This window comes from Synechococcus sp. H60.2, from assembly GCF_047462315.1.
Lineage (GTDB): Bacteria > Cyanobacteriota > Cyanobacteriia > Thermostichales > Thermostichaceae > Thermostichus.
Window position 1 is genome coordinate 1 of sequence record NZ_JANSIZ010000069.1, and the last position, 12,650, is coordinate 12,650.

The 12,650-nt window shown below is 60.9% G+C and carries 15 protein-coding genes; 8 read left to right on the forward strand and 7 right to left on the reverse strand.

The window, feature by feature from the left end:
• The first annotated feature begins 295 nt into the window (after window positions 1–295).
• From NW845_RS10440 to NW845_RS10465, 6 genes are all read left to right on the forward strand, one after another.
• Window positions 296–469 carry a hypothetical protein gene (locus tag NW845_RS10440; RefSeq protein ID WP_414365990.1) on the forward strand — a complete coding sequence of 58 codons (174 nt, stop codon included), beginning with the start codon at window positions 296–298 and terminating at the stop codon, window positions 467–469.
• A complete protein-coding gene (locus NW845_RS10445; RefSeq protein ID WP_414365991.1) occupies window positions 462–983 on the forward strand; it encodes a GNAT family N-acetyltransferase in 522 nt (173 codons plus the stop codon). Before NW845_RS10440 ends, NW845_RS10445 begins: the two co-directional genes overlap by 8 nt.
• A 78-nt stretch (window positions 984–1,061) precedes the next feature.
• Window positions 1,062–1,352 carry a 4a-hydroxytetrahydrobiopterin dehydratase gene (locus NW845_RS10450; protein WP_414365992.1) on the forward strand — a complete coding sequence of 97 codons (291 nt, stop codon included), beginning with the start codon at window positions 1,062–1,064 and terminating at the stop codon, window positions 1,350–1,352.
• A gap of 284 nt (window positions 1,353–1,636) precedes the next feature.
• Window positions 1,637–2,593 carry an NAD(P)H-binding protein gene (locus NW845_RS10455; RefSeq protein ID WP_414365993.1) on the forward strand — a complete coding sequence of 319 codons (957 nt, stop codon included), beginning with the start codon at window positions 1,637–1,639 and terminating at the stop codon, window positions 2,591–2,593.
• Between the two features lie 110 nt (window positions 2,594–2,703).
• Window positions 2,704–3,690: an ABC transporter ATP-binding protein gene (locus NW845_RS10460; protein WP_414378441.1), complete on the forward strand. Its 987-nt coding sequence runs from the start codon at window positions 2,704–2,706 to the stop codon at window positions 3,688–3,690.
• A gap of 101 nt (window positions 3,691–3,791) precedes the next feature.
• A complete protein-coding gene (locus NW845_RS10465; RefSeq protein WP_414365995.1) occupies window positions 3,792–3,959 on the forward strand; it encodes a hypothetical protein in 168 nt (55 codons plus the stop codon).
• Window positions 3,960–3,977: 18 nt separating this feature from the next.
• Here NW845_RS10465 and NW845_RS10470 read toward each other — a convergent pair whose 3' ends face one another.
• Window positions 3,978–5,120, reverse strand: coding sequence for a glycosyltransferase family 4 protein (locus tag NW845_RS10470; protein ID WP_414372713.1), 1,143 nt, complete (start codon window positions 5,118–5,120; stop codon window positions 3,978–3,980).
• A gap of 343 nt (window positions 5,121–5,463) precedes the next feature.
• Window positions 5,464–6,195 (reverse strand): M50 family metallopeptidase, encoded by a 732-nt coding sequence (locus NW845_RS10475; RefSeq protein ID WP_414378443.1) that lies wholly within the window; start codon window positions 6,193–6,195, stop codon window positions 5,464–5,466.
• A 237-nt stretch (window positions 6,196–6,432) separates the two neighbouring features.
• Between NW845_RS10475 and NW845_RS10480 the strand changes: the two genes are divergently transcribed.
• Window positions 6,433–7,065 (forward strand): class I SAM-dependent methyltransferase, encoded by a 633-nt coding sequence (locus tag NW845_RS10480; protein ID WP_414378445.1) that lies wholly within the window; start codon window positions 6,433–6,435, stop codon window positions 7,063–7,065.
• Between the two features lie 5 nt (window positions 7,066–7,070).
• Here the strand turns inward: NW845_RS10480 and NW845_RS10485 are convergent, their stop codons facing one another.
• The 5 genes from NW845_RS10485 to NW845_RS10505 form a co-directional block, all read right to left on the reverse strand.
• Complete coding sequence (locus NW845_RS10485) at window positions 7,071–7,898, reverse strand: thiazole synthase (protein WP_414378446.1); 828 nt, start codon at window positions 7,896–7,898, stop codon at window positions 7,071–7,073.
• Window positions 7,899–7,931: 33 nt separating this feature from the next.
• Window positions 7,932–8,129 (reverse strand): sulfur carrier protein ThiS, encoded by a 198-nt coding sequence (gene thiS, locus NW845_RS10490; protein WP_414366001.1) that lies wholly within the window; start codon window positions 8,127–8,129, stop codon window positions 7,932–7,934.
• Complete coding sequence (locus NW845_RS10495; RefSeq protein ID WP_414378448.1) at window positions 8,117–9,307, reverse strand: FAD-dependent oxidoreductase; 1,191 nt, start codon at window positions 9,305–9,307, stop codon at window positions 8,117–8,119. The genes thiS and NW845_RS10495 overlap by 13 nt, the downstream gene beginning before the upstream one ends.
• A 178-nt stretch (window positions 9,308–9,485) precedes the next feature.
• On the reverse strand, window positions 9,486–11,441 hold the full coding sequence (locus NW845_RS10500; protein WP_414378450.1) for a bifunctional metallophosphatase/5'-nucleotidase: 1,956 nt from the start codon (window positions 11,439–11,441) through the stop codon (window positions 9,486–9,488).
• Window positions 11,442–11,650: 209 nt separating this feature from the next.
• Complete coding sequence (locus NW845_RS10505) at window positions 11,651–12,004, reverse strand: MGMT family protein (RefSeq protein WP_414366004.1); 354 nt, start codon at window positions 12,002–12,004, stop codon at window positions 11,651–11,653.
• Window positions 12,005–12,066: 62 nt separating this feature from the next.
• On the opposite strand from NW845_RS10505, the gene NW845_RS10510 reads away from it, so the two are divergent.
• Complete coding sequence (locus tag NW845_RS10510) at window positions 12,067–12,579, forward strand: hypothetical protein (protein WP_414378452.1); 513 nt, start codon at window positions 12,067–12,069, stop codon at window positions 12,577–12,579.
• Window positions 12,580–12,650 lie beyond the last annotated feature (71 nt).

Here is a 12,650-nt window from a genome sequence, read left to right on the forward strand (position 1 = left end):
GACCCGGTACACGGGATCCATGAAGCAACTGGGGCAGAGGAAGAGACAAAAATCTCGCCGTAAAGCGGATGGGGAAATCCCACCCGCCTGCGCGGTGGGGTAGTTCATTGCACGACGGAGCTTACTTTGGAATCATAGGCTACAGTCTCTCACCTTGTTGACGCGCGGGATCCCGCCCGGTTAGTCGATAGGGGCTGAGATGAGGATAGGATGGGGAGAGGAGATTTCCGGAAGACCGACTAGGGATCCACCTCTGCACGCTATGCTCTAGAGACTGAAAGGATTGTGTAGGAACGTGAACATCCTGCGGCAATATATCTTTCCTGCTCTCATCCTGCTGGTGTTCCTATTTACTCTGGTGGTGGTGAGCATCCGCTCGTTTCTGCCGGAAGATATGGCCCAGCCGGCCCCGGTAGAGGAAGCGACGCCGGTGGCTTTCTCTGCTCTCCTGATGTCTGAGGATGGCTGACCAAGGGATCCCTCTGCCTGCTGGTTACCGTTGGCGCATTGGCTCTGCCTGGGATCGGCCCTGGGTGCGGCGGGGATTGCAGGCCACCTTGCAGGAGTCTTTCCCCGAGCAAAGCCAGTGGGATCACCTGGAAGCGACCCTGGATCGCCTCTTTGACCCCCCCCGTACTCCCTGCTGGTGGATCCTCAACGAAGCAACAGGGGAGCCGGTGGGCGGCGTGTGGGCCGGCATTTCTACTGACCAAGCCACTCATCGGCGGGTGGCCTACGTCTTTTTGCTCTGGGTGGATCCTGCCCATCGTCGGCGGGGACTGGGCAGAGCTTTGCTGCAACAGGTAGAACGCTGGGGATCCCAGCAGCAGTTGTCGGCCATCACCTTGCAGGTTTACCGCCACAATCAAGCTGCCCTTAACTTCTATAGGCAGGCCCACTTTGCTGTGCAAGGCTACTGGCTATACAAACCCCTCGGCCCTGCTGCCGCCTCCCAGGAACTGGAAGACTACGAAGTTTTGTAAAGAAGCTGGGATCTGCCCGCAGCCGCTCTTTTGATGAAAACGTGATGGAAACGATGGCATCGACTGGAGGGAAGGCCCATGTCCAGACCTGTCAAACTCAGTGAAGCCGAGATCCAGGCCAAGCTAGAGAAGCTGCCCGGCTGGTCTTTGCAGGATGGGAAGCTGCATCGCCAGTTTCAATTTCGCTCCTTTGTGGAAGCTTTCGGCTGGATGAGCAGTGTGGCTTTGGTGGCCGAGAGTATGGGGCATCACCCCGAGTGGACCAATGTCTACAACCGCGTGCGGGTGGATCTCACCACCCACGATGCCGGAGGCATTACGGAACTGGATTTCACCTTGGCACAACGCATGAACGAGCTGGCTGGGTGAACACTCTCTCGGCAGCAGACTGAGCTGGGGATCCCTGCAAAGCTCCTTGGGTCGGGGATCCCTGTTTTGTTCATGGCTTAGAGTTGGGCCGAGTTTTGACACTCCCACTGCCTAAAGGCGGGGGATCCTTACGCAGTTCAAAAACAAACTCGTAAAGGCGCTGTTATTGCCAATTACGGGCTTTTCCGCCCCGCACTCCAGTTCGGGGCTACCAAGCTATCCTTCTGTGTTGGAAGCTGCCTTTGTCTGATAGACTAAGCCTAAGGTTAAGAAATGATAATTTTATGAACGTGCTGGTTGTGGGGGCAACAGGAACGCTGGGCCGTCAGGTGGTGCGGCGGGCCATCGAAGAAGGGCATCAGGTGACTTGTCTGGTGCGAAACCCGGCCAAGGCTGCTTTCTTGAGTGAATGGGGCGCCCACCTCAAGGTGGGGAACCTACTGCAGCCCAGCACGCTCCGAGCGGCGATGGAAGGCGTCGAGGCGGTGATCGACTGTGCCACGGTGCGGGTAACCGACACCCTCAGCGCCCGCCAGGTGGATTGGGATGGCAAAGTTGCTCTGATCAATGCGGCACGAGCTGCCCAAGTGGGCCACTTCGTCTTTTTCTCCATCATGGGTGCTCAGCATGAGTACCCCAATGTGCCCCTGATGAATTTCAAGCACCACATCGAGAAGTACTTGATCGGATCCCAGATGCCCTACACCATCTTTCGTCCGGCGGGCTTCATGCAGGGATTGATCGGCCAGTACGCCATCCCCATTTTGGAAGAGCAAATTGTTTGGGTAGCCAGCGAGAGCATCCCCACGGCCTACGTCGACACCCTAGATGCAGCCCGGTTTGCCGTGCGAGCGCTCAGCGTCGAAGCCGCCAAGCGGCAGATCTTCCCTTTGGTGGGGCCCAAGGCCTGGACATCCCAAGAGGTCATCGCCCTGTGCGAGCAGCTCTCCGGCAAAAAAGCCAAGGTCAGCACCATGCCCTTGGGGCTGCTGCGAGGGGCGCGTAAGGTGGCCCAGTTCTTTCAGTGGAGCTGGAACATTGCCGACCGGCTGGCGTTTGTGGAGGTGATCGCCGCCAAGGAGCCGATGCATGCCGACATGACGCCTGTGTGCGAAGCCTTGGGCATTGAACTGGCTTCTCTGACCTCCCTTGAAGACTACCTGGCCGAGTATTTCCAAAAGATGTTGAAACGGATTCGCGAGCTGAAGGTTAAGCAACCCAAGGTCAAGACGCCTTTCTAGGTTGCTGCCAACCAGTGGCTGAGGCAAAAGAAGGGGGGAGAGCGTAAACTGGAGAGCAGGCTAGCATCCTGCTTAGTTCTTCTTAGTTTTTTCAACCCCAGCCTCCTCCTATGAGCGAGACGTTGGCCCCCTCTCTAGAAGCGACTGCCGTGCAGCCTGAGCCGGCCATTGCCGTCACTGGTCTGAGCAAAACCTATCGCACCGGCTTTTGGCTGAACAAGGTGGTCAGCCCTCTCAAGGATTTTTCGCTAACAGTGGCCCGTGGCGAAACCTTTGGGCTACTGGGGCCTAATGGAGCTGGCAAAACCACCACGATCAAGTGTCTGCTGGGCATTGTGGAGCCTACCAGCGGCAGGGGCACTTTGCTGGGCAAACCCCTGGGGGATCGCTCCATCAAGCAGCAGGTGGGCTATCTGCCGGAAAACCCTTACTTTTACGACTACCTAACTGCTTGGGAGTTTCTCCATTTTGCGGGCAAGGTCTTTCGCTTGTCCGATAGCCTCCTCAAGGAGCGGATCCCACAACTGCTGGAGCTGGTGGGGCTTTCTATAGATACGGCCCGCAAAAAGCCAATGCGCACCTACTCCAAGGGCATGCTGCAGCGCACTGGCCTAGCCCAGGCCCTCATCAACGACCCAGAGCTGGTGTTTCTGGATGAGCCGATGTCGGGGCTGGATCCCATAGGCCGCTACCAGATGCGCGAGATCATCTTGTCTCTCCGGCAACAGGGCAAGACTGTGTTCTTCAACAGCCACATCCTGGGGGATGTGGAGGTAATCTGCAACCGCATTGGCATTATTGTCGGCGGCAAGTTGGTGCAGCAGGGAACATTGGACGAGCTGCTGGGCCAGAGCAAAAGCTACCGCGTGCAAGGGCACGGCGGCGCCATCGACCAGTTCCGCGACCGCCTCGAGCACTTCTCGATCCAGGGATCCCATTGGTCGGGGGAATGGGGCGGATCCCTGCCGGAGCTGCTCACTGTTTTAAGCCAGGCGGGGGCAGTGGTGACCGACTTGCATTGGCAACGGCAGTCGCTAGAAGAGTTCTTTGTCGAGCAGGTGCGGGCCATTGAAGGGGAGCGCCCCCTCTCCGCCTAAGCGTGCTCCCCAGTTGCTCTACAGCGCAGACGCGACCTGGAGTTGCACGGCTGATCTGGCTGATCTGGAGGCCCAAGTAATGCACTTGCAGCAGGGTACGATTGGGATCCCTGGAGCGGGTGGGCCACCCGCAGTTTATTCTCTCCACAGGCTGCCTGCAGCTCCTTTTGCCAGGAGATCTCGATGCCCTGATGCAACAGCTCCAGCAGCAGGGCTCTGCTATAGTCGGGGATCCGCTGCGACTGGGCGATAAGCTGTTCCTTAGCTGAAGACTTTTGTTCTTATTCTCACGCGCTGCCTGCGCTCTTGCCGGATCCCGACTCGGCGATGACGGTGCGGTAGTACTCCTCCAACTGTTGTGTGGCCGCCGACCAACTCCAGCGCTCGGCCTCTTGGCGGGCCTGTTGCCGGAAGAGCTGCCGCTGCCCGGCACTCTCCAACAGTTGCCGGGTGGCCTGGACAAAGTCGCTGTCGGAATCGGGATCGAAGAGAAAGCCGTTGCGGCCGCTGTCCACCACATCGGTAATGCCGCCACAGCGGGGGGCGATTACCGGACAACCGGCAGCCATGGCCTCCAACAAGACCAAGCCCAGCGTCTCGGTGCGGGAGGGGAACACGAACAAATCCGCGGACGCAAAAGCTGCTGCCAGGTCCTGCCCCTGCAAGTAGCCCGTAAACACCACGTCGTGGCCGGCAAAATGTTGCTCCAGGGATCCCCGCTCCGGCCCGTCGCCCACGATAGCCAGGCGCGCCTGCGGGATCTGCTCCAGCAACACCCGGATCCGCCCCACCTCTTTTTCCGCCGAGAGCCGACCTACGTAGAGCAACAGCGGCCGCTCCGGCTGCCCTGCCGTAAGGCGGGCCCGCATCTCTGGGCTAGCAGCCTGCGGGTGAAACAGCTCCGTATCCACCCCCCGCTGCCACAGGTGAACCCGCTCGATGCCGTGGGCGCTCAGCTCCTGCATCATCGCCGTCGAGGTGCAGAGGTTGACCCGTGCCAAATTGTGCCCTAGCTTGAGGAGGTTCCACAAAACTCCCTCCAGAAAGCCCAGCCCGTAGTGCTTCAGATACTTCGGCAGATGGGTGTGGTAGGAGGCCACCAGCGGGATCCCCATCGCTTGGCTGTAGTAGAGGCCCCCCAACCCCAAAACCGCAGGGTTGACCACGTGGATCACATCCGGACGGAAACGGCTAAGCACCCTGCCGACGACTGGGCCGGGAGCAGCCAGCTTCAACTCCGGGTACAGGGGCAAGGGCAGGCCTGGGATCCCGTAGACCCGTGCCCGGGCAAACCGCCTGGGAGCCCCTTGCGGTGCGACGATAAGCACCGAGTTGCCGCGGGCCGTCAGATGGCGCACCGTATGGCAAAGCCGCGTAACGATGCCGTCCACCTTGGGCAGAAACGTCTCCGTAAACAGGGCTATGCGCATCAGGGATCCCAGGCCTCACGAAAAGACTCTAGGATGAGTGTTGCACAAAACGGCAATGTGATAACGCCTCGACGCACAACCTCACTGCAGTGGAACAAAATGGATTGGCTCAGGTTTGCTGAGAGTTGGTACTTTGCTCTCGCCGAGGGTATCTGCCGCCGTTTTGCTGATCAACAGCAGCGTAGCTGCCAGAGCCAGTCCAATAACGTCTCGCCACATAATCCGCTCCCACACTCCTCACTCCTCATGCCCCCTACTGTAGCGGCGGTTTTTTCGGCTGGGCAGTGATGGGCGACGGATTTTTAGGTGACAACAATCACTTCCAGAATTGCGGCTTTGCCCCCTAGTCGCGAAAGGCCAGTTGCAAGCTGGTGATCAGCAGAACCAAAGAAAACACCGCCATCACCCCTCCCCAGAACCAGTAGGGCAAAAACAGGTTTTGGGCAATCTGGCTGGAATCGGAGAGGATCAACCGCCCGTCGATGACAGCAGCGTCCATAAAAAGATAGTCGAGCTGGTGATAGGTGCTCACGCAGGCTTGCACCCCCAAAAATTGCAGGGCAAAGCTTCGTAACCAAGGGGCAGCCCAGCGAGCTACTGCCAGGATGCCCAAACCCATGGCCGGGAGGAACAAAAGGCCAAAAGGGGAACGCACCCAGAGCAGCGTCGAGAGCAACAACAGGGATCCCAAAAATACCAGCCCCAGCCGAGCTGTGCTGCGGCGGCGGGAGGTGAGGATGAACAGGGCCCCAGCTATGGGCGGCCCCATCGGCCCGGCAGCCGCCACCAAGGCCCGCCCCACCCGCCCCAAAAACAGCTCGCCACTGTGAATGGCCAGCCCCGAGCCGTCGGGATAGACCTCAAGACGATGAAACTCCCCCCCCAACAGCAGCGCCATCAGGCCATGGCCCATCTCGTGAAACCAGGTGGCCAACAAAGTAAAGGGGTAGAGGAGGTAGTTGCCCCAGGGAAACCGCCAGAGCAAGACTGTCAGCCCCGCCGCAGCCACCAGCCAGATCACGCTGTGCCGGCCAGGCCTTGCGGAAGGGGAAGGAGGCAGCTCAAACTGAGTCATACCAGCAGGGGGGTGGAGAAAAGGCCCAAAATGCCTTGTCGGCCTAGACGATTGCCGGCAGAAAAAAGTTCCACATTAGGCAAAAATAGCCGGGCCAACTCCCCTCTCCCTCTGGGAGAGGGGTTGGGGGTGAGGGTGACCTCTGGGAGAGGGGTTGGGGGTGAGGGCCAACAATAGCAAGGAGACAGGGGAGCCGTCTCACAAGTAGGCTGGAAAAGCCCCAAGGGATCCCTGCCTATGGCCACCTTCCTGCGCGACTGGAGCTACCGCTTTCCCTGGCTTTACCGCAGCATCAGCCGTGCGGCTGCCCTAGCAGTGGGGGGATATGAGCGACTGCGCCGGTTGCCCCTCCAAGGAATCTCCATCCAGCCCCAGGAGCGGGTATTGGATCTCTGCTGTGGCCCTGCCGAAGTGACTCCAATCCTAGCCGAGCTGAGCCAAAACGTTGTCGGCCTGGATGCTTCCCCCAAAGCCCTGGCGGCAGCTCGCCAACGCCTCCCCAAGGTGGAATTTGTGGAAGCCTTTGCCCAGGATCTGCCCTTTCCTGCCAACAGCTTTGATTGGGTGCACACCAGCTTGGCCCTGCACGAGCTGCCTTTTCCTGACCTGGAACAGGTGCTGCGCGAAGTGTGGCGGGTGCTCAAGCCGGGGGGAGGGCTTTTAATTCTCGATTTGCACACGCCTTGCCAGCCTCTCCTTTGGCCAGCTTTGGCCCTCTTTCTAGGCCTGTTTGAAACCGAGACCGCCTGGCGCTTCCTCAAGCTAGACTTGCCCCAGTATCTGCAGCAACAGGGCTGGCAACCTGTCCGGCAGACCCTGCACGCTGGAGGAGCCCTGCAGGTGATCCAGGCCCAAAAGCCTGCCGCCTAAGCTGCTCACCCTTGGTGCCAAAAAGGAGTGCCGAGAACCGGTGTGCTCGGCTGGGGTGTTTCCTGGGGAACCATTGCCCCAGCCAAATAGGCTTGGCGGCCTGCGCGCACTGCTTCTGCAAAGGCCTCGGCCATCGCCACCGGATCCCGAGCCAGAGCCACTGCCGTATTGAGCAGCACCCCGTCAAAGCCCCACTCCATCACCTGGCAGGCGTGGGAAGGCAGGCCTAGACCGGCATCCACAATTAGGGGCGCCTCAATCCGCTCCCGCAGCAGGCGCAAGTTGTAGGGGTTGAGGGGGCCCTTGCCAGTACCGATGGGAGCCGCCCAGGGCATGACTACCTCACAGCCGGCATCCAAGAGCCGCTGACACAGGACCAGGTCGTCGGTGCTATACGGCAAGACCTTAAACCCCCGCCGCACCAGCTCGGCGGCAGCAGCGGGCAGTTGCACCGGATCCGGTTGCAAGGTGTAGTCATCCCCGATGAGCTCTAGCTTGATCCAGTCGGTGCCGAACACCTCTCGGGCCATCTCCGCCGTCGCGATCACCTCCTGCAGGCTGTGGCAGCCAGCGGTGTTGGGCAGAAGCGGGATCCCTAACTTTTGGAGCAGGGCCCAAAACCCTTGGGAAGCTTCCGACCCCAGCGCCCCCTGGCGCCGCAGGGAAACGGTCAACAAACAGGGCTGCGCCCGCGCCACCGCCTGTTCCAAAATGGCGGGCGAAGGGTAGCGAGCTGTCCCCAGCATCAGGCGGCTGGGCAGCGCTTGGCCGTAGAGCACCAAGGGATCCTCATCGGCCCGAGTCGAGGGGGAAAGCTGGAGAAGGGTGGACATTGGGGGAGGATAGGGAGAAAGACAACTGGGGCACTAGCCGCCGGCACTTGGCACGACGACCTCTACCTCGTCGCCCTCTTGCAGATGGGTTTGCCCATAGCGGGCGCGCGGCACAAATTCTAGATTAACCGCCACCGCAAAGGGGCCACTGAGCTCCACCTGGGCGAGGGCCTCGGCCAACGTGGTGCCCTCCGGCAAATCGTAAGGCTTTTGGTTGATCAAGACACGCATGGCGACAGGGATTCACCGGCAAGAGGGGCGGCCTGCACCTGAAAAGGGATCCCCAACTCTTGGGCAAGGCGACAACTGCCGTGGTGAAGGTACTCCAAAACGGCATCGTGGAGAGCCGGAGCAATGAGAAAGCCATGGCGGTAGAGACCGTTGATCTGCAACAGGCGTGGGGATGGCTCCACCACCGCCGGCAAGTTGTTCGCCAAGGTGGGACGGCATTGGCTACCCAATTCTAGGATACGCGCTTCGGCAAAGGCAGGGTGGACGGCGTAGGCGGCGCTGAGCAGCTCCAGAGCCGAGCGGACGCTCACGGGCGAGCGATCCTCGGATTCAATTTCAGTGGCTCCCACCACGAACAGGTGCCCTGGCTTGGGAGCGATGTAGATGGGGTAGCGAGGGTGTAACAGCCGCGTTGGGCGCCGCAGCACCACCTCCGGAGCATACAAACGCACCACCTCCCCTCGCACCCCCCGCAGCAGCTTTTGCCCACCCCATTCTTTCTGAGCCCCTAGGCCGCGGCAGTCCAAAACCCAGCCGCCAGTTTGCTGCTGCCAGGCTAGCGCCCGCTCCAGATCCCAGGGGGATCCCCACTCCACCTCCACCCCGTGCTGCTGCAGTTTAGCCAGCAGAGCCAACAGCAGTTGGCGGTTGTCCAGCTGACCCTCCTGGGGAAGATAGAGACCCTGGCTAAATCGCCCGGCCAGCGAGGGCTCCAGCTCGGCCAGAGCCTGGGCATCCAGCGGCTGAGGCCGGGGGAGGTGGGGAAGGCGTTCCCCTACAGCGGCCAGTAGGGCTGAGAAGCGCTTGGCTTCCCCGGCATCTTGGCGGTGCCAGAGGATCAGGGTGCCTTCCTGCTGAAAAAAAACCGGCTCTGCCAGACTGGCCAGGAGGGTGGGCCAGCGAGAGAGGGCATAGTACCCCTGCGCTACTACGCTGGCCTCGGCAACGGCAGACTCCGCTAGAGGAGCCAGCATGGCCGCAGCAAAATGGGCAGCACTGCTCTCAGGAGCGGTGGGAGAAGCGGCCTCCACGATGCGCACAGAATGCCCGACCTCGACAAGGCTGGCGGCCAGCAGGCGTCCCATCAGGCCCGCTCCAAGGATGAGGACGGGATCCGGCTGCGCTCTCCAAGACGCAGGCGGGTGGTTGGCCAGAGAAGATGGGTTTGGTAGGCTCATGGGGCGTCGGCGGTGTCTAGCGCTACCAGCAGAACTATGCTGGCACACTTTCTACCCTATGGCTCGAGAATGCTGAATGGCTCCTCATTTGAGGAATGACGCTTTCCAAAAAACCATCCCCTCTCCCCAGAGAGGAGAGGGGCAGTTGGCTCCATCCACGGGTTAACAGTAGCCCAGCCTACAAGCCCTGCAGTACTGTATCTTGACGTACCGAGAGGTTCTGGATGCGGGTGTCCTGGGCAGCCGGTGTGTCGGCTTGGGTGAACACGCCGATCTGCCGCAGATAGCGAGCCAGGGCATCCTGTTCACTGCCGGGAGTGTCAAAGGTGATGCCGGAGCTGGGGGCCAAGTTCACCCGGTTGGGGTTGGACAGGCGCGGGAAGGGATAGTCATCCCCACCGTTGGCCAAGAAGTCCAGCGTCACCAGGCGGAAGGTACGGCGGGGATCCCCTTGCAACTGGCCGTTGCGCACCACCACATCTCGGCCGGTGGGTGTGTCCACCCGCAAAGAGATCACGCGGGATCCTGGTGGCCGCGAGGGATCAAAGCTGAAGGCAAAGCCGCCAATCTGCGGGAAGCGGCCCGGCGTGGCCCCTGGCTGGCTTTGCGCCACCCCGTGTTCTATCAATTGCTTCAGCTCCTCGGCGGTGACGGTTACCAGCGACAGGCCATTGTTAAAGGCCAGAGCGGTTTCGATATCCAGTTGCGAAACTTGTCCTGCCTGCTTGCCGGCATCGGGGTTGGCCACCGGAGGGATCCGCCGCACCGGCTCGCCGCCACCGCCACCGGTGGTAGCCCCAATAGGAGCGCGAATGCCGCCCCCGTTTTTCAGGGAGATGACGGTGGTGGGGTCAACCGTTCTGGCGTAGGCCAGGTTGGCATCAGCCGTGAGGTTGCCCAGGTTGGTTTCCTCGGTGCGCACCTCGGCCCGCAGGCCGTTGAGGAATTGGGTGGTAGAGCCAAAGGTACGGCCATCCTTGGCGCGGATGATGTTGCCGATCTCGTTGGCCACCCGCACCACCTCAGGGTTGGGAGTGCCGCGCACGGCTGCCACCCCTTGGTCATCGGTGGCATAGGCGCCGCTTACCGGATCGATGCGGGCAATCACCCCGTTGGCGTCGAAGCCAACCACCAAGCGGCCCACATAGCGGTAGTTGGCGCCGGTGTTGACCACTGCCACCGGCTGACCACTGGCGGAGGAGCGCAGGATGGGGTAGTCGCCCGTGCGCACATCTTCAGGGCGCAGGCGGTCGGTGGGCTTGGCAATAACACGGTGGGAGCCGCCGGCGATAATGACATCGACATCCCGCAGTTGGCTGGCCAGGGTTACCTCGTTTTGGAGCTGCTGCAGGTGGGCCAGGAGGATGATCTTGTTAATGCCCTGGGCAGTAAGCTGGTTAACGAAATTTTGAATCAAGGCGGCGCTGACCTGGTCACTGTCATCTACTCTGCCTTCCACCCTTACTTCAGGGCCAGGACTGGAAATGGCAGCTAGGCGCGTGGTGGTGGCTCCCACTAGGCCAATTCGCTGTCCCCCTACAGTAATCACAGCGGTTTTGGCAATCTTGCCCGGAATGGAACTGGCCTCTTGCCCATCGGGAGCTAGATCAGTGCTGCTTAATTCGCCGGTGCCGCTAAAGCTAAGGTTGGCGCTTAGGTAGGGAAAGCGGGCGCCCGCATAGCCGCGGCTAGGGTCAGGCCGCAGGAGGTCGCGGAGTTGCCGGGTACCCTGGTCAAACTCGTGGTTGCCAAGAGCAGAGGCCTGAAAACCAATGGCGTTGAGGATCTCGATGTCAGCCTTGCCAGGCGTGCGGTCGTAGCGAGCCCGCAGCGAGGGATCGGCGCTGGCGTTGTAGAAAGGGCTGGGAATGTAGTTGTCGCCGCTGGAGAGGATCACGGTGTTGGGAAATTGGGGCCGCAGTGCATTCACCACCGCCGAGAAGCGGGGCGCATCCTGAACAGCAGCAATGGAAGCTTCCAAGTCGCTAGCGTGCAAAATCTGCAGCGTAAAGGCGGGCGGTTGACTGGAGAGGGTGACATTGGGATCCGAGGCGATAAACCCCGCTCCTCCGCCGGCTGGAGGAACTGAGCTGTCGTCAGTGGTACCGCAGGCATTAGCCAGACCCAGTGCCAAACAGCACAGCCCAGTCCACAGGGACTTGGCCAGAGGGTTCAGCCAAGCCGGGAACCCTCCCTTGGCAGGGGCTGACCCTCGGGGGCGACAAGCTGGTTTCATGACAACTCCTTCACTCCATCCACGAGACAAGACGCATCCGCGTTCACGTTACCAGAGCTGGGCGGGAGGTTTCGCTATGGCCTGTTTAAGGCTAGGTCAAGCTCAGGTTAAGCTTGCCTGGGCTCCCAGCCAAACTGGTGCAAGTCCACCCGGCCCTCGGCGTCGAAGGGGATCCCTTCGGCTTGGAGCAAGACTTTTTGCAGGTCGTCGTAGCCAAGGCGAAAGGGGGAGTAGGAGATGCGCCCTTGGGCGTTGATCACCCGGTGCCAGGGGATGTCGGTCTTTTGGCCTTGCAGGCGAAACAGGGCATAGCCCACCTGGCGAGCATACCCCGGATAGCCGGCAAGCCGCGCCACCTGCCCATAGGTGGCCACTCGCCCCGGCGGGATCCGCCGCACAACTTCATAGAAGCGCTGGTAGAGGCTGATGGATTGGGCCTCGGTGGGGCAAGCCGGTGTCATAGGGATCCCTCCCCAAACTCAGGAGACAATGGAGTTGGCTGATAACAAGCGCAGCTCTTCCTATGAGTTATCTCATTGCGGTACTGCCGGATCGCATGGCTGCCGAAGCGGCCTACAGCGCCCTGGAACAAGCGGGCTTTCCCGTGGAGCGGCTGCACCTCCTGGGGCGAGGCTACAAAACGGCAGATGAGTTTGGGCTCATCGATCCGGCCCAAGCAGCCCGCCGGCAGATGCAGCGCCTAGCCATTTGGCTGGTGCCCTTTGGCTTCTTGGCGGGAGTGGGGTTCAGCCTCCTCAGCGGCCTGGATACCTTTGCTTGGGCGGGATCCCTGGGCAACCACCTCATTGGCGGCCTATTGGGTGCCCTGGGTGGGGCCATGGGCAGCTTTTTTGTCGGGGGAGGAGTGGGCCTGACCAGCGGCTCCGGCGATGCCCTGGCCTACCGCAACCGCCTCAACGCGGGCAAGTACGTGCTCATTTTGGAAGAGGAGAACGAAACCCGCCTGCGCGAGGCAACGCGGATTTTGCGCCAATTTGAGCCGGAGAATCTACAAGGGTACAGCGAGCGCCTATGAACTACCCCACCGCGTAGGCGGGTGGGGTTTCCTCACCCGCTTGACAGCAGAGCTTTTGTCTCTTCTTCTGC